This window comes from Streptomyces sp. DSM 106670 (genome assembly GCF_055792845.1).
The window spans coordinates 1198084-1217678 of the sequence record NZ_CM147704.1; the positions used below are offsets into that span (position 1 = coordinate 1198084).

General features: G+C 73.0%; 18 protein-coding genes. 9 read left to right on the top strand and 9 right to left on the bottom strand.

All coding sequences use genetic code 11. The annotated features are described in order from the left end of the window. Nucleotides 1-22: 22 nt before the first annotated feature. A complete protein-coding gene (locus ACSMXR_RS05140) occupies nucleotides 23-964 on the top strand; it encodes a DMT family transporter (RefSeq protein ID WP_473171318.1) in 942 nt (313 codons plus the stop codon). Between the two features lie 35 nt (nucleotides 965-999). On the opposite strand, the gene mycP is transcribed toward ACSMXR_RS05140, so the two are convergent. Next, nucleotides 1000-2190 carry a type VII secretion-associated serine protease mycosin gene (mycP, locus tag ACSMXR_RS05145; RefSeq protein ID WP_376187525.1) on the bottom strand — a complete coding sequence of 397 codons (1191 nt, stop codon included), beginning with the start codon at nucleotides 2188-2190 and terminating at the stop codon, nucleotides 1000-1002. After that, the gene (locus ACSMXR_RS05150) at nucleotides 2187-3035 is read right to left on the bottom strand and encodes a hypothetical protein (RefSeq protein WP_473171319.1); all 849 of its coding nucleotides are present in this window, start codon (nucleotides 3033-3035) and stop codon (nucleotides 2187-2189) included. The genes mycP and ACSMXR_RS05150 overlap by 4 nt, the downstream gene beginning before the upstream one ends. Nucleotides 3036-4093: 1058 nt before the next feature. Here ACSMXR_RS05150 and ACSMXR_RS05155 point away from each other — a divergent pair. After that, nucleotides 4094-5296 carry an amino acid deaminase/aldolase gene (locus ACSMXR_RS05155; RefSeq protein ID WP_137232222.1) on the top strand — a complete coding sequence of 401 codons (1203 nt, stop codon included), beginning with the start codon at nucleotides 4094-4096 and terminating at the stop codon, nucleotides 5294-5296. A gap of 31 nt (nucleotides 5297-5327) precedes the next feature. Here ACSMXR_RS05155 and ACSMXR_RS05160 read toward each other — a convergent pair whose 3' ends face one another. Together ACSMXR_RS05160 and ACSMXR_RS05165 are read right to left on the bottom strand one after the other, a co-directional pair. Further along, the gene (locus tag ACSMXR_RS05160) at nucleotides 5328-6272 is read right to left on the bottom strand and encodes a DUF2510 domain-containing protein (RefSeq protein WP_381853042.1); all 945 of its coding nucleotides are present in this window, start codon (nucleotides 6270-6272) and stop codon (nucleotides 5328-5330) included. Between the two features lie 58 nt (nucleotides 6273-6330). Then, a complete protein-coding gene (locus ACSMXR_RS05165; protein WP_137232220.1) occupies nucleotides 6331-7266 on the bottom strand; it encodes a LysR family transcriptional regulator in 936 nt (311 codons plus the stop codon). Between the two features lie 70 nt (nucleotides 7267-7336). On the opposite strand from ACSMXR_RS05165, the gene ACSMXR_RS05170 reads away from it, so the two are divergent. Next, nucleotides 7337-8524, top strand: a complete 1188-nt coding sequence (locus ACSMXR_RS05170) for a TDT family transporter (RefSeq protein WP_473171320.1) — start codon at nucleotides 7337-7339, stop codon at nucleotides 8522-8524. Here ACSMXR_RS05170 and ACSMXR_RS05175 read toward each other — a convergent pair. From ACSMXR_RS05175 to ACSMXR_RS05190, 4 genes are all read right to left on the bottom strand, one after another. Further along, on the bottom strand, nucleotides 8463-9173 hold the full coding sequence (locus tag ACSMXR_RS05175; RefSeq protein ID WP_473171321.1) for a helical backbone metal receptor: 711 nt from the start codon (nucleotides 9171-9173) through the stop codon (nucleotides 8463-8465). The genes ACSMXR_RS05170 and ACSMXR_RS05175 overlap by 62 nt on opposite strands. A gap of 27 nt (nucleotides 9174-9200) precedes the next feature. Further along, nucleotides 9201-9746: a helix-turn-helix domain-containing protein gene (locus ACSMXR_RS05180; protein ID WP_137232217.1), complete on the bottom strand. Its 546-nt coding sequence runs from the start codon at nucleotides 9744-9746 to the stop codon at nucleotides 9201-9203. A 164-nt stretch (nucleotides 9747-9910) separates the two neighbouring features. Further along, entirely contained in the window at nucleotides 9911-12532 is a 2622-nt protein-coding gene (locus ACSMXR_RS05185) for an ABC transporter permease/substrate binding protein (RefSeq protein ID WP_473171322.1), read from the bottom strand. Further along, on the bottom strand, nucleotides 12525-13607 hold the full coding sequence (locus ACSMXR_RS05190; protein ID WP_137232215.1) for a quaternary amine ABC transporter ATP-binding protein: 1083 nt from the start codon (nucleotides 13605-13607) through the stop codon (nucleotides 12525-12527). Before ACSMXR_RS05190 ends, ACSMXR_RS05185 begins: the two co-directional genes overlap by 8 nt. A gap of 320 nt (nucleotides 13608-13927) precedes the next feature. On the opposite strand from ACSMXR_RS05190, the gene ACSMXR_RS05195 reads away from it, so the two are divergent. Both ACSMXR_RS05195 and ACSMXR_RS05200 read left to right on the top strand, forming a co-directional pair. Continuing rightward, nucleotides 13928-14836 (top strand): 5'-3' exonuclease, encoded by a 909-nt coding sequence (locus tag ACSMXR_RS05195; RefSeq protein ID WP_376187543.1) that lies wholly within the window; start codon nucleotides 13928-13930, stop codon nucleotides 14834-14836. Nucleotides 14837-14942: 106 nt separating this feature from the next. Continuing rightward, the gene (locus tag ACSMXR_RS05200) at nucleotides 14943-15794 is read left to right on the top strand and encodes a siderophore-interacting protein (protein WP_137232214.1); all 852 of its coding nucleotides are present in this window, start codon (nucleotides 14943-14945) and stop codon (nucleotides 15792-15794) included. Between the two features lie 107 nt (nucleotides 15795-15901). On the opposite strand, the gene ACSMXR_RS05205 is transcribed toward ACSMXR_RS05200, so the two are convergent. Next, nucleotides 15902-16567 carry a MerR family transcriptional regulator gene (locus tag ACSMXR_RS05205; RefSeq protein WP_381853030.1) on the bottom strand — a complete coding sequence of 222 codons (666 nt, stop codon included), beginning with the start codon at nucleotides 16565-16567 and terminating at the stop codon, nucleotides 15902-15904. Nucleotides 16568-16732: 165 nt separating this feature from the next. On the opposite strand from ACSMXR_RS05205, the gene ACSMXR_RS05210 reads away from it, so the two are divergent. From ACSMXR_RS05210 to ACSMXR_RS05225, 4 genes are all read left to right on the top strand, one after another. Further along, nucleotides 16733-17701 carry a hypothetical protein gene (locus ACSMXR_RS05210; protein WP_473171323.1) on the top strand — a complete coding sequence of 323 codons (969 nt, stop codon included), beginning with the start codon at nucleotides 16733-16735 and terminating at the stop codon, nucleotides 17699-17701. After that, on the top strand, nucleotides 17698-18135 hold the full coding sequence (locus ACSMXR_RS05215; RefSeq protein ID WP_137232212.1) for an ABA4-like family protein: 438 nt from the start codon (nucleotides 17698-17700) through the stop codon (nucleotides 18133-18135). The genes ACSMXR_RS05210 and ACSMXR_RS05215 overlap by 4 nt, the downstream gene beginning before the upstream one ends. Nucleotides 18136-18249: 114 nt before the next feature. After that, nucleotides 18250-18834, top strand: a complete 585-nt coding sequence (locus ACSMXR_RS05220; protein WP_030088295.1) for a sigma-70 family RNA polymerase sigma factor — start codon at nucleotides 18250-18252, stop codon at nucleotides 18832-18834. Then, the gene (locus ACSMXR_RS05225; RefSeq protein WP_137232211.1) at nucleotides 18831-19586 is read left to right on the top strand and encodes an anti-sigma factor; all 756 of its coding nucleotides are present in this window, start codon (nucleotides 18831-18833) and stop codon (nucleotides 19584-19586) included. Before ACSMXR_RS05220 ends, ACSMXR_RS05225 begins: the two co-directional genes overlap by 4 nt. The last annotated feature ends 9 nt before the right edge of the window (nucleotides 19587-19595 follow it).

The window sequence follows — 19595 nt, forward strand, 5'->3', positions numbered from 1 at the left end:
TGTATAGCGAGGTGCGTACATCATGAACGTCCTGCTTCCGGTCGCCTTCGTGCTGTGCTGGAGTTCCGGGTTCATCGGGGCGAAGCTCGGCGCCGGGAGCGCGTCCGCGCTCACGATCCTGATGTGGCGGTTCCTGCCGCTGACGGTCGTCCTGGTCGCGGTCGCCGTGACCGTGGGACGGGCCTCCTGGCGGGGCCTGGGCGTACGAGACGTGGCCCGGCAGACCGTGATCGGCGCACTGTCGCAGAGCGGCTATCTGCTGACCGTCTACTACGCGATCCAGCTCGGGGTCTCCACGGGCACCACGGCCCTGATCGACGGGGTCCAGCCGCTGGTGGCGGGGGCGCTGGCCGGACCGCTGCTGCGCCAGTACGTCACCGCCCGGCAGTGGCTCGGCCTGTGCCTGGGGGTGAGCGGGGTCGCCGTGGTCACGCTGGCCGACGCCTCGGCCGCCGCCGGGGTGGCCTGGTGGGCCTACGCCCTGCCGTTCGTCGGCATGCTGGCGCTGGTGGCCGCCACCTTCCTGGAGAGCCGTTCCGCCACCCGGGTGGCTCCTTCGGTGTCGCTGACCGTCCACTGCGCCGCCAGCACCGTGATCTTCACCGCGCTCGCCGTCGGCACCGGGACCGCGCTGCCGCCCGCCGAGCTCGCGTTCTGGGGCGCGGTCGGCTGGCTGGTGGTGCTGTCCACCTTCGGCGGGTACGGGCTGTACTGGCTGATCCTGCGGCGCTCGGGCGTCACCGCGGTCAACACGCTCATGTTCCTGATGGCCCCGGTCACGGCGGTCTGGGGCGCCCTGATGTTCGGGGAGCCGTTCGGGCCGCGGACCGCGCTCGGCCTGGCCCTCGGCCTGGTGGCGGTGGCCGTGGTGTACCGGGGGGGGCCGCACCGCGTGGTGACGGACCCGCCGGGGAGCCGGAGCCGGGCGCGCGCGACAGGGCGGAAGCCCTGCCCGGGGCAGTGAGGCGGTGAGGCGGTGAGGCCACAGTCTGGGCGGGCTCAGCGGCGGCCGGAGGCGTTCCGGCCGCGCCACAGGACGACGGCGGCCGCCAGCAGCACCGCGCCGAGGCCGCCGGCGAGCGGAGCCGCCCAGTTGACCGTTCCGTCGGCGGCCGGGGCCGGGTCCGGGCCGTCGCCGAAATACCGCCCGCGGTGCCCGGCCGGGGCGGCCTTGGCGTCCAGGTCGCCCACATCGGCCGGGCGCAGCCGGGAGCCCGCCTCGATGGCCTCCGCCGGGTCGACGATGCCGTAGCCGCGGGCGTCGTCGCGGCCCTGGGCGGGGGCGTCACGGGCGGTGTCGGCAAGCAGCTTCTTGATCTGGGCCGGGCCGAGACCGGGGTGGGCGGCCCGGACCAGGGCGACCGCGCCGGAGACGAACGCGGCGGCGGCCGAGGTGCCCCACTCGATGTAGTAGTGCCCGTCCGGGTTGGCGACCACGATGTCGACGCCGGGGGCGCTGACGGTGGCGTACCAGCGGCGGGTGGAGAACGAGGCGTGGGTGCCGTACTCGTCGACGGCGGCGACCGCGATCACTCCGGGGTACGCGGCGGGGTAGGAGATCCTGTCCCCCTTCTCACCGCCGTTGCCCGCCGATGCGACCACGGGGATGCCCTTGGACAGGGCGTACTGGATGGCCTCGTCCTCGCCGGGGTCGGGGTGGGCGGACTTGCTGTCGTCGCCCAGCGAGAGGTTGATGACGTCCGCGCCGTTGTCGGCGGCCCAGCGGATGCCGTCGGCGAGGGCGGTGCCGCGCGACTTGCGGGCCTTGGCGCGGGCTGGGTCCTTGGACTCCAGGATCACCCGGACCGGCAGGATCCGGGCCTCGGGGGCGATGCCGAGGATGCCGTCGGCGCGCCCGGGGCCGTTGCCGCGCCCGGCGATGATGCCGGCCATCGCGGTGCCGTGCAGGGCCCAGGAGGAGTCGCCCCGGGCCGCGCCGAAGCCCACGAGGTCCTTGCCGGGGAGCACCTGGCCCGTCAGGTCGGGGTGGGCGTCGTCGACCCCGGTGTCCAGGACGGCGACGGTGACGCCCTGCCCCCGGGTGGTCTGCCAGGCCCGGTCCGTGTGCAGGGCCTTCAGGGCCCACTGCTGGTCGCGGATGGCGTCCGCCTGGGCCGGTGCGGCGGGGGTGAGGGCCAGGACGGCGGCGGCGCAGACCGCGGCGAGGACGCGGTGGGGTCGTCGGGTCATCCGGGCTGCTCCGTGAGTTCGGCGACGGCTGTGCGCAGTCCGCGCTCCACCCGGTCCGCGACGCCCTTCGCCTCGTGGCCGAGCCCGGCCTGGGCGATGTCCGTCGCCGCGCCCGGCGCCATGGCGTCGGGCGCGGGCTGCGGTTCGGCGACGGGGCGGCCGTCCGCGAAGCCGGAGACGGCGAGGACGACGACCGGGATCTCGGTGAGCGGGTTGACCGTCCAGCTGGCGCGCTGCTTGTCGCCGAAGGAAGCGGCGGGGGTGTCCTCGGGGGCGTACGTCCGCGGCATGAGGTCCTTGCGCGCACCGAGCTTCTGCTCGGTGAACCGGCTGCGCAGGGCCTGCATGCCCGGCGCGTCGGCCTCGGTGAAGACCAGGGACACGGTGGTGACGGCGGAGCGGGTGGCGTCGGTGTAGGTGGCGCGCACCAGCCGTTCGCAGCCGACGGACCGGAGCGTGGTCAGGAGCAGCGGGTCGAGTCCGGCGGTGCAGGTGCTGTCGGCGGCGACGGCGAGCCGGGTCCAGGTGCGGTGGGTGCCTCCGGGGCCCGCGCCCCTGCCCTGGAGGGTGCGCGGGAACAGCGTGTCGACGGGGACGCTGTGCCAGGCGTCGCGGGCGGTGGTGTACGGGTTCCGGGTGGTCTCGGCCGAGGAGTCACCGGTCAGCCAGGCTCCGGTGGCCGCCCCGCCGATCAGCCCGAGCCCGAGCACGACACAGGCGGCGGCCGCGACGGTACGCCACCGCTGCCGGGGCCGGACGGGCCGCAGCCGGGTGGTGGTCTCGGCGGGGGTCTCCGGGTAGCCGTAGCGGAGCGGCGCCCGGTAGCCGCCGGGGGGCGGCGGCACGGCTCCCGGCGCGGGCGTCAGGTCGACGGCCCCGACGGGCCTGCGCCGGGTGACGGGAGGCGTCGGACTCGCGGTGGGCGGCGCGGGGTGTGCGGGGCTTGTGGGTGGCTGTACGGGTGCGGCTGCGGGCATGGGCCGCCGGCCGGGCGGAGCCGGCGGGGCCGTCCGGGCGGAAGTGGCCGCTGGGTCCTGCGGGGCGGAGGTCGCCGACGGGGCCGGGCGTGCCGGTGGGGCCTGCGGGGCTCGCGGGGCAGACGGGGCGGACCTGGCCTGCAGGGTGAAGTGGGCAGGCGGGCCCTGCGAGGTCGGAGCGGCGGAACGGGCCGGAGGGTCCTGCCGGGCCGGGCGGGACGGTGAGGTCTGTGGGGCCTGTGGGGCCTGCGCGGCGCCCGGGGCGGAAGCAGCCGAAGCTCCCGGACGGGCCGGCGGGCCCTGCGGGGCCGGAGGGGTCTGCCGGGCCGGGGCTGGAGCCGGTGAGGGGGCCGACGGACCGGTCGCTCCCCGCACGGGCCGCGCGCCGGGAGCCGACGGACCGGTCGCGCTCTGCGGGGCCTGAGCCGCTGGACGGGCCGGGGGCGCGGTCGCGGGGGCCGGAGGCGCAAAGGCGGGCGCCGCCGGTGCCGAAGCGCGCGCCGCAGGCGCGGAGGCCGGTGCTGACGGTGCTGAAGCGCGCTGCGCCGCAGGCGCAGAGGCCGGTACTGCCGGTGCTGCCGGTGCTGCCGGTGCCGAAGCGTGCTGCGCCGGAGGTGCCGAAGCGGGGGCCGCGGGTGCGGGAACGGAGGCCGCCGGAAGGGGCGTGGGTGGGGCCGTCGGAGGGGTTGTCGGGCGGGGCGGCACAGGGGCGGGCTGCGCTTCGGTACTCATCCGGCCCCCTGCTCACACGTCCTCGTACCGACCACGGATCACCGCCGCTGACAGGCCCGTTGGTGCTCGCGTGCAGGTCACTCTACGGGCTGCGGGCGGGCGGCGGGGAACAGGATGCCCCGGTCGGCGGAGGATCTGTCCTGATCGTCCCGTCCCCCTACCCAGCCGTAGCGGCTCTCTGGCAAGCTGCGGCCATGACTGCCCGTGCCGCTGACCGGACCCGGTACAACCGGGCCACCGCCCATCTCGACGCCCCGATCGCGATCGTCGATCTGGACGCGTTCGACGCCAACGCCGACGATCTGGTGCGGCGGGCGGGCGGGAAGCCCATCCGGGTGGCCAGTAAGTCCGTGCGATGCCGGGCGCTGTTGGAGCGGGTGCTCGCGCGGCCCGGGTTCGCCGGGATCATGTCGTACACGCTGGCGGAGTCGCTGTGGCTGGCCCGGGCCGGGTTCGACGACGTACTGCTCGCCTATCCGTCGGCCGACCGGGGCGCGTTCGCGGAGCTGGCCGCCGATCCGAAGCTGGCCGGGGCCGTGACCGTGATGGTCGACGACCACGCCCAGCTGGAGCTGATCGACGCCTCCCGGGCGGGCGGTCAGGAGGAGATCCGGGTCTGCCTGGAGCTGGACACCTCGCTGCGGATGCTGGGCGGCCGGGTGCGGATCGGGGCGCTGCGCTCGCCGCTCCGCTCCCCCGCGCAACTCGCCGAGCTGGCCCGTTCGGTGGCCCGCAGGCCGGGCTTCCGGCTGGTGGGCCTGATGGCGTACGAGGGGCATGTCGCCGGGGTCGGCGACGCGCTGGCGGGGCGGCCGCTGCGGTCCCGGGCGATCCGTCTGATGCAGTCGGCCGCCCGCAAGGAGCTGGCGGTGCGCCGGGCCGAGGTCGTGCGGGCCGTCCGGGCGGTCGTGCCGGATCTGGAGTTCGTGAACGGCGGTGGCACCGGCAGTGTGCAGCACACCGCCGCCGAGACCGCGGTGACGGAGATCGCGGCCGGTTCGGGGCTGTACGTGCCCCGGCTGTTCGACAACTACACGTCGTTCACCGGCCGCCCGGCCGCCCTGTTCGCCCAGCCCGTGGTGCGCCGGCCCGGCGTGGGCGTGGTGACGGTGCTCGGGGGCGGCTATCCGGCGTCCGGCGCGGCCGGTGCGGACCGCTCGCCGGTGCCGTATCTGCCGGAGGGGCTGCGCTACGACGCGCAGGAGGGCGCGGGCGAGGTGCAGACGCCGCTGCTGGGCTCCCCCGCCGACGACCTGCTGATCGGCGACAAGGTCTGGTTCCGGCACGCCAAGGCCGGGGAGTTGTGCGAGCGCTTCGACGCGCTGCACCTGATCGAGGGCGACCGGGTCACGGCGAGCGTTCCGACGTACCGGGGCGAGGGACAGACCTTCCTCTGACCGGCCGCTCCCCCGGCGGCCACGGCAGCGGTCAGGGGCCGACGGACGCGCCCACGCCGCCGCTCGTCGCGCTGTCGCCGAGCGGGCGGATGCCCTTGGTGATCGTGTCCATCAGCGAGAGCGGCAGGTCGTCGACCCCGGCGTCGAAGGCGAACCGGACGATCACCGGGATCTCGGCGCCCACCGATGAGGGGAAGACGACGGACTGCACGTATCCGCCGGGCCCCTTGCCGGTGGTGACCTGCCAGCGCACCAGATAGCCGGTGCGGCCGGCGACGGACAGCTCCTGCGCCCTGAGCACCTTGTGGGACGTGATGCCGCCGTGGAGGCGGCGGCCGATGGAGTCCTCCTCGTAGGCCTTGTCGGCCGCGGTGACGATGTCGGCCTCGGCCAGGGCCCTGGGGTCGGTCTCCGCGCTCCTGGCCGTATGGGTGGTGACCGTGCCGTGGTAGCAGAACGAGGCGGCTCCGGGGCAGTCGTAGGACTGCTCGGTGCGGATGGTCGGGACGTCCTCGGTGGTGCTCTCCGGCTTCTCCCAGCCCTCGGGCACCGGCAGGGTGACCCCGTTGAGCTGGTCGACGAGGACGGTCGGGTCCGCGTCCGGCTCGGGCTCGGCGGAGTTCGTGGCGGTGGCGGTGGGGCTGGTGACGGGGGCCGGGGCCGAGGTGGTCGTCGTCGGGGCCGCGGGCGTACCGCTGTCGTCGCGGCCCAGCAGGATCGCGCCGGTGACGGCCGCGCCGAGGACCAGCACACCGGAGAGCGTGATCGCCAGGACCTTCGTACGGCTGCCGCCGCCGGGTCCGTCGTGCGGGTCGCGCTGGTGCGGGAGCGGAAGCGACGGCGGGCCGAAGCCCTCCGGGGCGGGGGCGGCGGCGAGCGGGCGGGTGTGCGCGGTCCAGGCCGTGCCGTCCCACCAGCGCTCGGTGCCGGGTGCGCCCGTGTCCGGATACCAGCCGGGCGGCGTCGCGTAGCTCATGCCCACACTCTAGAGTCCGGCTCCGACCCGGTCGCGGGGGTTCCCGGCCTTCTCCGGGTCAGGCGTCCCGGCCGGTCAGGGACAGCAGATCGCGGGCCGGTCCGGTGGGGCGGTGGCCGCCGGGCCAGACGGCGCGCAGCTGGCGGCGCAGCCGTACGCCCGCGACGGGGACCTTGATGAGGCGGCGGGCGGACAGCTCCTCGCCGAGGGCCAGTTCGCTCAGGACGCAGGGGCCCGCACCGCTCTCCGCCGCGCCCTTGACCGCCGTGGTGGAGGAGAGTTCCAGCAGGGGCTGGGCCAGTCCGCCGTGCACGGCGAGCGCGGCGTCCAGTACCTGGCGGGTGCCGGAGCCGTGTTCGCGCAGGATCAGCGGGGTGGCGGCGAGTTCGCCGGGCAGCAGCGGGGTGCGGCGGCGGGCCCAGGGGTGGCTGGGGGCGACCACGACGACGAGGCGGTCGTGGGCGATGACGGTGCCGTCGAGGCCCTCCGGTATCGACAGGCCCTCGACGAAGCCGAGGTCGGCCTCGCCGGTGACCAGTCGGCGGGCGACGGCGGCGGAGTTGCCGACGAGCAGCGAGACCGCGGTGTCCGGCCGCTCCCCGCGCAGGGCGATCAGCCAGCCCGGCAGCAGGTATTCGGCGATCGTCATGCTGGCGGCGACCCGCAGCCGGGAGTCGCGGCGGTCGCGCAGCGCCTGGGTGCCCGCGTCGAAGGCCTCGGCCGCCTCGACGACCCGGCGCGCCCAGTCGGTGACCAGCGCGCCCGCGTCGGTGAGCCGGGAGCCGCGCGGCGAGCGGTCCAGCAGGGCGACGCCGAGCTGTCGTTCCATGGACCGGACGCGGCTGGAGGCGGCGGGCTGGGTGATGCCGACGTCCTTGGCGGCCCGGCCGAGGCTGCCGTGCCGGGCGACGGCGAGCAGCAGTTCCATCGCCCCCAGGTCGGGTACCCGGTGGGAGAGCGGGATGTGCGGTGCGTGTGCGTCGTCGCCGGTCATCAAGCCAGCTTATGACCTCATAGGAACGGGGTCCCTGGTGGGCGGGGGCGCCGCCGCGAAGAATCGTGGCATGGCCATCTTTCCGCAGACCCGGACCCCCGTACCGCCTCTTCCCGTCGCTTTTCCCCCGCGGGGGGCGGACGACCGGCCGGGCGTACGGCGGCTGCCGTCCCTGCGGCATATCGGCCCGAACTGGTACGCGAGCGTGATGGGCACAGCGATCGTCGCGAGCGCCGGCGCGGTGCTGCCGGTGGACGTTCCGGGTCTGCGTGCCGTGTGCACCGTCGTGTGGGCGCTGTCGGCCGTGCTGCTGGTGGCCGTGCTCACCGCGCGGGCCGGGCACTGGCTCTGCCACCGCGATCAGGCCCGCGCGCATCTGCTGGACCCGGCCGTCGCCCCGTTCTACGGCTGTCTGTCGATGGCGCTGATGGCCGTCGGCGGGGCCACGCTGACGGTGGGCGTGGACGTGGTGGGTGCGCGGGCGGCGCTCGCGGTGGACGTGGTGCTGTTCGTGGCGGGTACGGCGGTGGGGCTGGTCGCGGCGGTGGTGGTGCCGTATCTGATGGTCGTACGCCACCGTCCCGCGCCCGGGACCGCGTCGCCGGTCTGGCTGCTGCCGCTGGTCGCGCCGATGGTGTCCGCCTCGCAGGGCGCGCTGCTGGTGCCGCACCTGGGGGCCGGGCAGGGGCGTGAGGCGCTGCTGCTGGCCTGCTATGCGATGTTCGGTCTGTCGTTGCTGGCCACGCTGGTGGTGCTGCCGGTGGTCTTCTCGCGGCTGGTCCACCACGGTCCGCTGCCGCTCGCGCTGACCCCGACGCTGTTTCTGGTGCTGGGGCCGCTCGGGCAGTCGACGACCGCCGTGAACCAGCTGGCCGATGTGGCGCCGGGGGCGGTCGGGGCTCCCTACGCCTCCGCGTTCGGCGCGTTCGCCGTGCTGTACGGGGTGCCGGTGATGGGTTTCGCGCTGCTGTGGCTGGCTCTGGCGGCCGCGATGGTGGTGCGGGCCGCGCGGCACGGGATGGGGTTCGCGATGACGTGGTGGGCGTTCACCTTCCCCGTCGGTACGTGTGTGACGGGCGCGGCGGGTCTGGCGCGGCACACCGGTCTGGACGCGCTGACCTGGCTGGCGGTGGCGCTGTACGTGTTCCTGGTGGTGGCGTGGGCGGCGGCCGGGACGCGGACGGCGCGCGGGCTGCTCAGCGGAGCGCTGACGGCAGCGCCCGTGCCGCCTCGGCCAGCGACGGCCCGTACCAGGTGAGCAGCCGCCCGTCGACGAGTGCGGCGGGCAGGGCGGGGAAGGCCTCGGGCCCGTCGTCGGCGGTGAAGCGGTAGGGCTCGTCGGGCAGCACGATCAGCTCGGCCCCGGAGGCGTTCAGTTCGTCGAGCGGGATGCGCGGGTAGCGATCGGGGTGGTCCGCGTAGACGTTGCGGATGCCGAGGCGGGCGAGGAGGTCGCCGGCGAAGGTGTCGTGGCCGAGCACCATCCAGGGCCGGCGCCAGATCGGTACGGCGGCGGGGCGCGGGCTTCCGGAGGGTGCGGGCAGGGCGGCCCAGGCTGCCTCCGCCTCGTCCAGCCAGCGGGGCCTGGCGAGCCCGCAGCCGTCGACGAGGACGCGGTGGAGTTCGGCGAAGGCCTGGTCCAAGGTGCGGACCTCGGTGACCAGGACGTCGATGCCGGCGGCCCGGAGCGCGTCGAGGTCGGGGGCCCGGTTCTCCTCCTCGTTGGCGATCACGAGGTCGGGGGCGAGGGCGGTGATCGCGGCCACGTCCGGGTTCTTGGTGCCGCCGATCCGGGCGGCGGCGAGGTCCGCCGGGTGGGTGCACCAGTCGGTGACGCCGACGAGCAGTCCGGGCGCGGTGGCGGCGACGGCCTCGGTGAGCGAGGGGACCAGGGAGACGACGCGCACGGAACGCCTTTCGGAAGGGGCCGGGGCTCAGCGGCGCGAGTCGAAGGTGGCGTCGATGTGTTCGGCCACCGAGACGACGAGCAGCCGGGTGCCGGGCACGGTGGCGCGCCAGCGGTGGCGGACCCCGCCGGAGAGGAACAGGGTGTCGCCGCTCTCCAGCCGGTGCACCTGGCCCTCGGCCTCGACGTCGACCGCGCCCGCGACGACGTACATCAGTTCGTCGTTGCGGTGCTGGAACTCGCGCCCGAGGTCCGGCTCGCCGGTGAACTCCAGGGCGCTGAGCTGATGCCGGCCGCGCACCAGCCGGCGTACGCCCTCGCCCTCCTCGGCCCGGACGACGTCCACGGCGCGCGCGGAGTCGGCGGCGGCGTGGAGCTTCTTGGTCGTGGTCTCCAGCGCTTCGGCGACCCGGTCGAGGGAGCGGGCGCTGGGGCGGGCCCGTTCGTTCTCGATCTGGCTGAGGAAGGGCACGGAGAGCCCGCTGCGCTCGGCGACCGCGGCCAGCGTGAGGCCGAGGGTTCTGCGCCGTCGGCGGACGGCGGCGCCCACCCGCGGTGTGTCCTTGTCGTCCATGTCCCAGCTCCCTCCCGCCCCCGCCATCCTCCCGGTTGCCAGCACCTTACGCACATGGTTGCGCACGACGTCCGGTAAACGACCTCCGGGCATCCGGAAGGGGTGGCCCCGCCCGACGGCGGGGGCCACCCCTTTCGACCTGTGCTTTCGTGCCCGTGGAGCCCCTACTGGGGTGCCATGGTGTCCGCGATGCCCGGGTTCTCGTCCATCCAGGCCTTCACGGCTTCCTCCTCGTGACCCGCGCCGCGCTTCTGGATCTCGTTCTCCAGTCCGCCGAGCTGCTCCTCGGTGAGCTTGAAGTCCTTGAACCACTTCGTGAGCTGCGGGTACTGCTTCGGGAACTCCTTGGAGGCGATGGTGTGCAGCCGGTCGCCGTCACCGAACGCCTTCTTCGGGTCCTTCAGCTTGGTCATGCCGTACTCGTTGTACGCCCAGTGCGGGGTCCACAGCAGGACGGCGATGGGCTCCTTCTTGGCGTACGCGCGCTTCAGCTCGGCGAGCATGCCGGGCGTGGAGGAGTCGAGGACCTCGTACTCCTTGTCCAGGCCGTACTGCGGCAGGACGTTCGTCTTGAGGTTCTCCATGGTGGCGGTGCCGGGCTCGATGCCGACGATCCGGCCCTTGAAGTCGGAGCCCTTGCCCTTGAGGTCGTCGAGGGTCTTGACGTCCTTGACGTAGTCGGGGACGGCCACCTCGATGGAGGTGGGCCCGTACCAGGAGCCGATGTCCGTCAGCTTGTCGCCGTACTTGTCCCAGTAATTCTTCTGGGTGTACGGGAGCCAGCCGTCGAACTGCACGTCGATCTGGCCGCGCGACATCGCCGCGTACATCGGGCCGACCTCGAACTGCTTGAGGTTGATCTTGTAGCCGCGCTCCTCCAGGACCGCCTTCCACAGGTACGTGGCGGCGATGTCCTCCTCCCAGGGGAACCAGGCGACCTCCAGCGCGCGGTCGCGCTCGTCCTTGCCGCCGGCGGCCTTGGCGTCCTTCGGGACCGGGGACCACTTGTCGGCGACGCCCGGGTTGGCCTTCAGCCAGGTGCGGACGGCTTCCTGCTCCTTGCCCGAGCCGGACTTCTGGATCTCGGCTTCCAGGCTGGTGAGCTGGTCCTCGGTCATCTTGAAGTTCTTCAGCCACTTGCCGACCTCGGGGTTCTCCTGGGAGAAGCCCTTGCGCGCCAGGGTGTGGATGCCGTCGCCCTTGCCCCAGAGACCCTTGGGGTCCTTGAGCTTGGTGAGGTCGTACTGGTTGTAGGCCCAGTGCGGCGACCAGAGCGGAACGACGATCGGTTCCTTCTTGGCGTACGCGCGCTTGAGCTCGGCCAGCATGGACGGCGTGGAGCCGTCGATGAGCTTGTACTCCTTGTCGAGGCCGTAGCCCGGCAGGAGCTTGTCCTTGAGCAGCGCGGTCTCGCCGGCGCTCGGCTCGATGCCGACGATGCGGCCCTTGAACTCGGAGGCCCGGCCCTTCAGGTCCTCCATGGACGTGACGTCCTTCATGTAGGACGGGACGGCCAGCTCCAGCGAGGTGGGGCCGAACCAGGAGCCCATGTCCTCCAGGTCGTCCTGGTACTTCTTCCAGTAGCTGGCGTGGGTGACCGGCAGCCAGGAGTCGGTCTGGAAGTCGATCTGCCCGTTGGCCATACCGGTGTACAGCGCGCCGGCCTCGTACTGCTTGACGTCGACCTCGAAGCCGCGCTGCTCCAGCATCTCCTTCCACAGGAAGGTGGAGGCGATGCCCTCGTCCCACGGGATGTAGCCGATGCTGATCTTCTTGCCGTCGCCGATCTGCGTGCTCTTGCCGGCGGTGTCGTCCTTGGAGCCGCCGAAGAGGCTCATGCTGCCCGCGACGAGCGCGAGGACGACGATGCCGACGGCCGCGATGCGGGGCTGCGGGCGGTAGGTCCAGATCTTCCAGCCCTCGGCCATGGCCTGGGCCTTGGCGACCGCGCGGCGGCCCAGCGGGGAGACCTCGGTGCCCAGCGCGCCGGTCATCCGGTCCAGGTACATGGCGAGGATGACGATGGAGATGCCCGCCTCGAAGCCGAGGCCGACGTCGACGTTGCCGATGGCGCGGTAGACGGAGCCGCCGAGGCCACCGCCGCCGACCATGCCCGCGATGACGACCATGGAGAGGCCGAGCATGATGACCTGGTTGATTCCGGCCATGATCGTGGGCAGGGCGAGCGGCAGCTGGACGCGCAGCAGGGTGTTGCGCGAGGTGGTGCCGAAGGCCTCGGCCGCCTCGACGAGTTCGCCGTCGACCTGGCGGATGCCGAGTTCGGTCATCCGGACGCCCGGGGGCAGCGCGAAGATGATGGTGGCGATGATGCCGGGGACCACGCCGACGCCGAAGAAGATGACGCCGGGGATCAGGTAGACCATGGCGGGCATGGTCTGCATGAAGTCCAGGACCGGCCGGGTGATCGCGCTGACCGTCCGGGACCGGGAGGCCCAGATGCCCAGCGGTACGGCGATGACCAGGGTGACCAGCGTCGCGACGAGCACCAGGGTGAGGGTGTCCATCGCCTCGTCCCACAGTTCGACGGAGTCGATGAGGGCGAAGCCGACGAAGGTGAGCAGGGCCGCGGGCAGGCCGCGCAGCCACCAGGCGATGACGGCGACGATGCCCGCGAAGAGCAGCGGCGCGGGGGCGGACAGGACGGCGGCTATGCCGTCGAACATGCCGCTGACGAGCGAGCTGATGGCGTCGAAGAGCCAGGCGAGATGGGTCTGCAGCCAGTCGACCGCGGAGTCGACCCATTCGCCGAGGGGGAGTCTAAACACCGGCCACCTTCTTCACGTCGGCGCCGGCCGGGGCCGCGGACCCGGTGTCGCGGGGGGCCTCGGCCGGGGTCATCGGCTCGCCGAGGACGGCGAGCAGCCGGGAGCCGGGGACGACGCCGACGAGCTTGCCCTTGGCGTCGGTCACGGCGACCGGGTTCGTGCTCTGCGAGCAGGGCGTGAACAGGTCGATGATCGGTGTGGCCTCGGAGACCGTGGCGGGGGCCGCGGCGAGCACGTCCTGCGGGGTGCGCATTTCCTTGCCGTCCGCGGCCTTGCTGCCCATCACGGTGTGCGGCTCGGCCATGATCGCGCTCGCGGTGAGCACCCGGGAGCGGTCGACGTCCTGGGTGAAGGAGGCGACGTAGTCGTTGGCCGGGGTGACGAGGATGTCCTCGGCGGTGCCGAGCTGGACGATCTCCCCGTCGCGCATCACGGCGATCCGGTCACCGAGGCGCATGGCCTCGTTGAGGTCGTGGGTGATGAAGACGATGGTCTTCTTCAGCCGCTTCTGGAGCTCCAGGAGCTGGTCCTGCATGTCACGGCGGATCAGCGGGTCGAGCGCGCTGAAGGACTCGTCCATGAGCAGCAGGTCGGCGTCGGTGGCCAGGGCGCGGGCGAGGCCCACGCGCTGCTGCATACCGCCGGACAGCTCGTCGGGCCAGGACTTCTCCCAGCCTTCGAGGCCGGTGAGCCGCAGCGCCTCGGCGGCGCGCACCTCGCGCTCCTCGCGCGAGACGCCCTGCACCTCCAGGCCGTACGCGGCGTTCTCCAGGACGCTCCGGTGGGGGAAGAGCGCGAAGTGCTGGAACACCATGCTGATCTTGGTGGAGCGGACGTGCCGCAGGTCGCGGGGGCTCAGGGCGGTGAGGTCCTGGCCGTCGAACAGCACGCGGCCCGCGGTCGGCTCCAGCAGTCCGTTCAGCATGCGGAGCAGGGTGGACTTGCCCGAGCCGGACAACCCCATGACGACGAAGATCTGACCCGGCTCCACGGTGAACGAGGCGTCGATCACTGCGGCGGTCGTTCCGTCGGCGCGCAACTCGTCGCGGTCGGAGCCGCTCTCGAGCTTCCGCACGGCTTCATCGGGTCGTCTGCCGAAGACTTTGTACAAGTGCTCGGCTTGCAGCCTGGACACATACACCTCACGCGTTGAACCGAAAAACGGTCTGCCACCCCCTCCGGCAGACCGTGGAGCAGTGCGGGTTCTGTCCGCGTGGCACATGCACTGGTTGAAAATGCGACGTGGTCCGCTCCGGTGGCGCGCCTGCCCGCACTTACGCAACCCAAACGCGACCGTGACCCAGGTCACTGACCTGCGACGAAGCGGAAGCAAGCGGTTACCCGGAGCGACTGTGGGTGCGGTGGGGCATCATCGGGTCTGTGACGCGACGCCTGATGCTCCTCGACACCGCCTCCCTGTACTTCCGCGCCTACTTCGGCGTGCCCGACTCGGTGCGCGCGCCGGACGGGACGCCCGTGAACGCCGTGCGCGGTCTCCTCGACTTCATCGGCCGCCTGGTGCTCGACCACCGGCCGGACGAGCTGGTCGCCTGCTGGGACAACGACTGGCGTCCGCAGTGGCGGGTCGACCTGATCCCGACGTACAAGGCGCACCGGGTCGCCGAGGAGACGCCCGCCGGACAGACGGACGAGGAGGAGATCCCCGACACGCTGTCCCCGCAGGTCCCGATCATCGAGGACGTGCTGGCGGCGCTCGGCATCGCCCGGGTCGGCGTCACGCCGTACGAGGCGGACGACATCATCGGCACGCTCACCGCGCACGCGAAGGGCCCGGTGGACATCGTCACCGGCGACCGCGATCTGTATCAGCTGGTCGACGACGCCCGCCGGGTGCGCGTGCTCTACCCGCTCAAGGGCGTCGGCACGCTCCAGGTGACCGACGAGGCGTGGCTGCGCGAGAAGTACGGTGTGGACGGCGCGGGCTACGTCGATCTGGCGCTGCTCCGCGGCGACCCGAGCGACGGACTCCCGGGCGTCCCCGGCATCGGCGAGAAGACGGCGGCGAAGCTGCTGGACGCGTACGGCGATCTCGACGGGATCATGGCGGCGGTGGACGACCCGAAGGCGAAGCTGACCCCGTCGCAGCGCAAGCGGCTGGACGAGTCGCGCGCCTATGTGGCCGTCGCGCCGAAGGTGGTCCGGGTGGCCGGGGACGTACCGCTGCCGGACTTCGACGCGACGCTGCCGCGCGAGCCGCACGACCCGGCCGCGCTGGAGGCGCTGGCGGAGCAGTGGGGGTTGGGCGGAGCGCTTCAGCGGCTGCTGAGCGTCCTTCAGCACTGAGGCGTCGAACGGGGCGCCGGACGAAGCGCCGGACATGGCGCTGACCGAGGCGCCGGACGAAGTGTTAACTTAGGTATACCTAAGTCATCGAACCAGGGAGTACCTCGTGGCAGAGCGGCCGGCCCGGCAGGGACCCAAGGCCCAGGGGGCGCAGGTCGTGCGCACCGAGCAGATCACCCCGCACATGGTGCGGGTGGTCCTCGGCGGCGAAGGGCTCGCGGACTTCACCCTCTCCGGCTTCACCGACCACTACATCAAACTGTGCTTCGCACCCGAGGGCGCGGACTACGCACATCCGTTCGACATGGCCGCCATCCGCGAGGAGTATCCGCGCGAGCTGTGGCCCACCACCCGTACGTACACGGTGCGTTCGTGGGACCCGGTCGCCCGGGAGATGGCCGTCGACTTCGTCGTGCACGGCGACGAGGGCCTCGCGGGACCGTGGGCGCAGCGGGCGCGGGTCGGCGAGCAGGTGACCTTCCTCGGCCCCGGCGGCGGTTACGGACCGGACGCCTCGGCGGACTGGCATCTGCTGGTCGGCGACGAGAGCGCGCTGCCGGCCGTCGCCGCGGCGCTGGAGCAGATGCCGACGGGCGCGGTGGTGCACGCCTTCGTCGAGGTGCCGGACGCCTCGGAGGAGCAGAAGATCGTGACGCCCGACGGAGTGGCCGTGACCTGGCTGCACCGCGGCGACCGGCCGGTCGGCGAGCTGCTGACGGCCGCCGTGAAGGGGCTGGACTTCCCCGAGGGCCGGGTCCAGGCCTTCGTGCACGGGGAGGCGGGCTTCGTGAAGGAGATCCGCCGGTATCTGCGCGTGGAGCGCGAGATCCCGCTGTCGCAGCTGTCGATCTCGGGCTACTGGCGCCTGGGCCAGAACGACGACGCCTGGCGCGCCGTGAAGCGCGAGTGGAACGAGCAGGTGGAGCGCGAGCAGGAGAGCGGCACGACCGCCGCCTGAGCCCCTCCCCCCTTCGGCGCGGCCGCACCTGGAGCGACCGCCCGGCGAGCAGACCCACCGGACCCCGTCCGCCGCACATCGCGGCGGGCGGGGTCCGCGCGTCGGCCTCAGCCCGCCGCTGGAGCGTCTTCCTCCGGCGGAGCGTCACCCTCCGGGCGGGCCGCCCGGTCGCCCGAGAGGTACTCCGGGGACTCGAAGCGCCGGAACGACGCATCGATGTGCGCCAGCCTGCGCAGCGCGCCGAACATCGCCTCGCCGAGGACGGTCCCCACGACGACGCTCTCGACCAGGTCCTCGCGGGCCACCCGCCGCTGTACGTAGTCGAGGTCGGCGTGGGCGACCGGCTCGGCGGCGTCCGCGTAGACGTCCATCAGGTCGATGTATCCGCCGTGCCCGGCCCGGCGCAGCGCGGCCAGCACCTGAGCCAGCGATTCGGCGGCGGGGCTCTGCCCGTCGGCCTGCCAGTCGCGCCGCAGCAGCAGCTCGGCCACCTCCTCGCGCGCCTCCTCCAGTTCGGGCCCCGCCTGCTCATCGCCGGTCGGTGTGACGCCGTCCGCCGCGACGCCGAGCACCTTGTGCACCGGCTGCTCGGGGTCGTCCACGGCTCCCAGGACCTCGCCGATGGCGGCGAGCGAGAGGCCGCCGACATCCAGCAGCGCCCGGATCAGCCGCAGTCTGCGCTCGTGCCCGGAGCCGTAATGCGCCTGGTTCGGGCTGGTCAACTCCCCTGCGGCCAGCAGACCTTCCCGTAGGTAGTACTTGATCGTCGGCACCGGAACCCCGGACCTGCGACTCAACTCACCGATGCGCACCGCGTGTTCGTCCTTCCGCCCTTGCCAGAAACCGCCCCCATCATAGATAGTCCACCTATCGGATAGCGGGCAGCGCGGCTATCCATACTGATCGCATCACCACCGCATCACCACAGGGGGTCTCCCATGCCGTCATGGCGTTCCTGGCATCGCCCGTTAGTCGTCTTCTCCGCCGCGATGGCCGCTCTCGCCGTCGTCTCCGCCGTCGGCCTCGTGGTCGACGACCGGGTCCTGGTGGGGGCGCCGATCTGGGCGAAGCCGTTCAAGTTCAGCGTGTCCTTCGTCGCGTACTGCCTGACGCTGGCCTGGATGCTGACGCTCCTCACCCGCGGGCGGCGGATCGGCCGGTGGGCGGGGCACGTGATCGTGCTGACGAGCCTGGTCGAGATGGTGATCATCACCGTGCAGGTCGTCCGGGGGAAGCGCAGCCACTTCAACACCGCGACCGCCTTCGACTCGGCGCTGTGGAACGCGATGGGCATGACCATCGCCGTCCTGTGGGCGGCCACCCTGGTGATCGCCGTCCTGTTGCTGCGTACCCGCATCGCCGACCGTGCCGAGGCCCTGGCCGTCCGGGGCGGGCTGCTGATCGCCCTGGCCGGCGCGGCACTCGGCTTCCTGATGGCGCTGCCGAGCGAGAGCCAGCAGGCGGTCGGGAATCTCGACGCCTCCGATGCGATCGGCGCGCACTCCGTGGGCGTACCGGACGGCGGCCCGTCCATGGCCCTGACCGGCTGGTCGACGACCGGCGGCGATCTGCGGGCCCCGCACTTCGTGGGCATGCACGCCCTCCAGCTGATACCGCTCCTGCTGATCGCGCTGGTCCTGCTCGCGCCCCGGTTCGCCCCGCTGTGCGACGCCGGGGTGCGGCTGCGCCTCGTCCGGGTCGCCGTGGCCGGTTACGCGGCGCTCGTCGCGCTCATCACCTGGCAGGCGCTCCGGGGCCAGCCGCTGATCCACCCGGACGGGGTCACGCTGGCCGCCGCCGGAGCGATCCTCGCGGCGGTGGCGGGCGGCGCCTGGGCCGCACTGCGCCCGGCCGCCGGCGAACACCCGGTCCGTACCGCCCACGACGACAAGGAGCCCGTCGTATGACCGGCGCACTCTTCGAGATCACGTTCTATCTGGCCGCGCCCTTCTGGCTGCTGATGATCTTCGCCCCGGCCTGGTCCGGCACCGCCCGCGTCGTCGCCTCGCCGCTGACCGTGCTGCCGGTGCTCGCCGTCTACGTCGTCCTGGCCGTGCCGGTGTTCCCGGAACTCTGGACGGCGGTGAGCAGCCCGGACATCGACACCTTCCGTGATCTGACGGCGCTGGCCGGCGGAGCGGGCGCCATCTGGGCGCAGGTGATCGCCTGGGATCTTCTGCTGGGGCAGTGGATGTATCTCCAGAGCCGGAAGCTGGGGCTCTCGCCGTGGCTGATGGGGCCGTTGCTGGTCCTGACGATCCTGCTGTCGCCGTTCGGGCTGCTGATCTTCCTCGCCGTCCGGGCCGTCCGGCTGCGGCGGCGCGGAACGCCCGCCGGCTGAGTCGCGCCTCCTCCCGGGGCCCGGTCTGGAAAGATCGCGCGCATCCGACCAATCCGTACGGCCGTCGGCTCCGAATCACTGCCGGAACCGACGATCGCCCCGGGAGGAACCCGCGTGAAGGAAGCCGTACACATCAGTGGGGTGCCCTCGCCCGGTCCCGATCTCCAGGAGCTCCTGGTGCGGGTCGCGCGGGGCGACCAGGACGCGTTCGCCGCGGTGTACGACGCGGTGAGCGGGCCCGTGCTCGGCCTGGTGCGCAGTGTGCTCCGTGATCCGGCCCAGTCGGAGGAGGTGGCTCAGGAGGTCCTGGTGGAGGTGTGGCGGACCGCGCCCCGTTTCCAGGCCTCCCGGGGCAGCGCGATGAACTGGGTGCTGACCCTGGCCCACCACCGGGCCGTCGACCGGGTCCGCTCGGCCGAGTCCGCCGCCGCCCGGGAGCACAAGGCGGCGCTGCTGGACCGGACGCCCGCCTTCGACGAGGTGTCCGAACAGGTCGAGACCCGGCTGGAGCGGGAGCAGGTACGGCGCTGTATGCGCACCCTGTCCGAGCTGCAGCGGGAGTCGGTGACCCTGGCCTACTACCGGGGCCTGACCTACCGTGAGGTCTCCGAACTCCTCGCCGTTCCGCTCGGCACCATCAAGACACGACTGCGCGACGGCCTCATCCGGCTGCGCGACTGCCTGGGGGTGAGCGCATGAGCACGGCCGAGCTGCACACGCTGACCGGGGCCTACGCCCTGCACGCGCTGCCGGATTCCGAACGGCAGGAGTTCGAGCGGCATCTGGCGGACTGCGACGCGTGCGCCCAGGAGGTACGGGAGCTGTCGGCGACCGCCGCCCGGCTCGGCCTCGCCGTCGCCGAGACCCCGCCGCGCGAGCTGCGCGCGAGGGTGCTGCGGGAGATCACGACCGTACGGCAGGAGACTCCGGCGACGCACGGCAGACGTGAGCGGACCGGCGGCGGCGGACGCACCGGACGGTGGTACGCCTACGCGCTCGCCGCCTGTGTCGCGGCGGCCGCCGCGTTCGGCGGGGTCGCGGTCTGGCAGAACCAGCTGGCGCAGGACGCGCGGCAGGAGGCGAACCAGGCGCAGCGGCAGAACGAGCAGCTGGCGCAGGTGCTCTCGGCCCCGGACGCGAAGACCTCCTCGGGCGAGCTGACCGGCGGGGCGCGCGGCACCGTCGTCGTCTCGCAGAGCCAGAACCGTGCGGTGTTCCTGGCCTCGGGGATGGAACGGCCGCCGAGCGGCAAGGTCTACCAGCTCTGGTTCAACGACGAGGGCACGATGCGTTCGGCCGGTCTGATGGACCCGACGGCGAGCGACGACGCGGTCCTGCTGGACGGGCCGGTGGACCGGGCGTCCGGGATGGGCATCACGGTGGAGCCTGCGGGCGGGTCCGCCGAGCCGACCTCGTCACCGGTGGCGCTGATGGACTTCCCGACCGCGTGACCGCCCGGC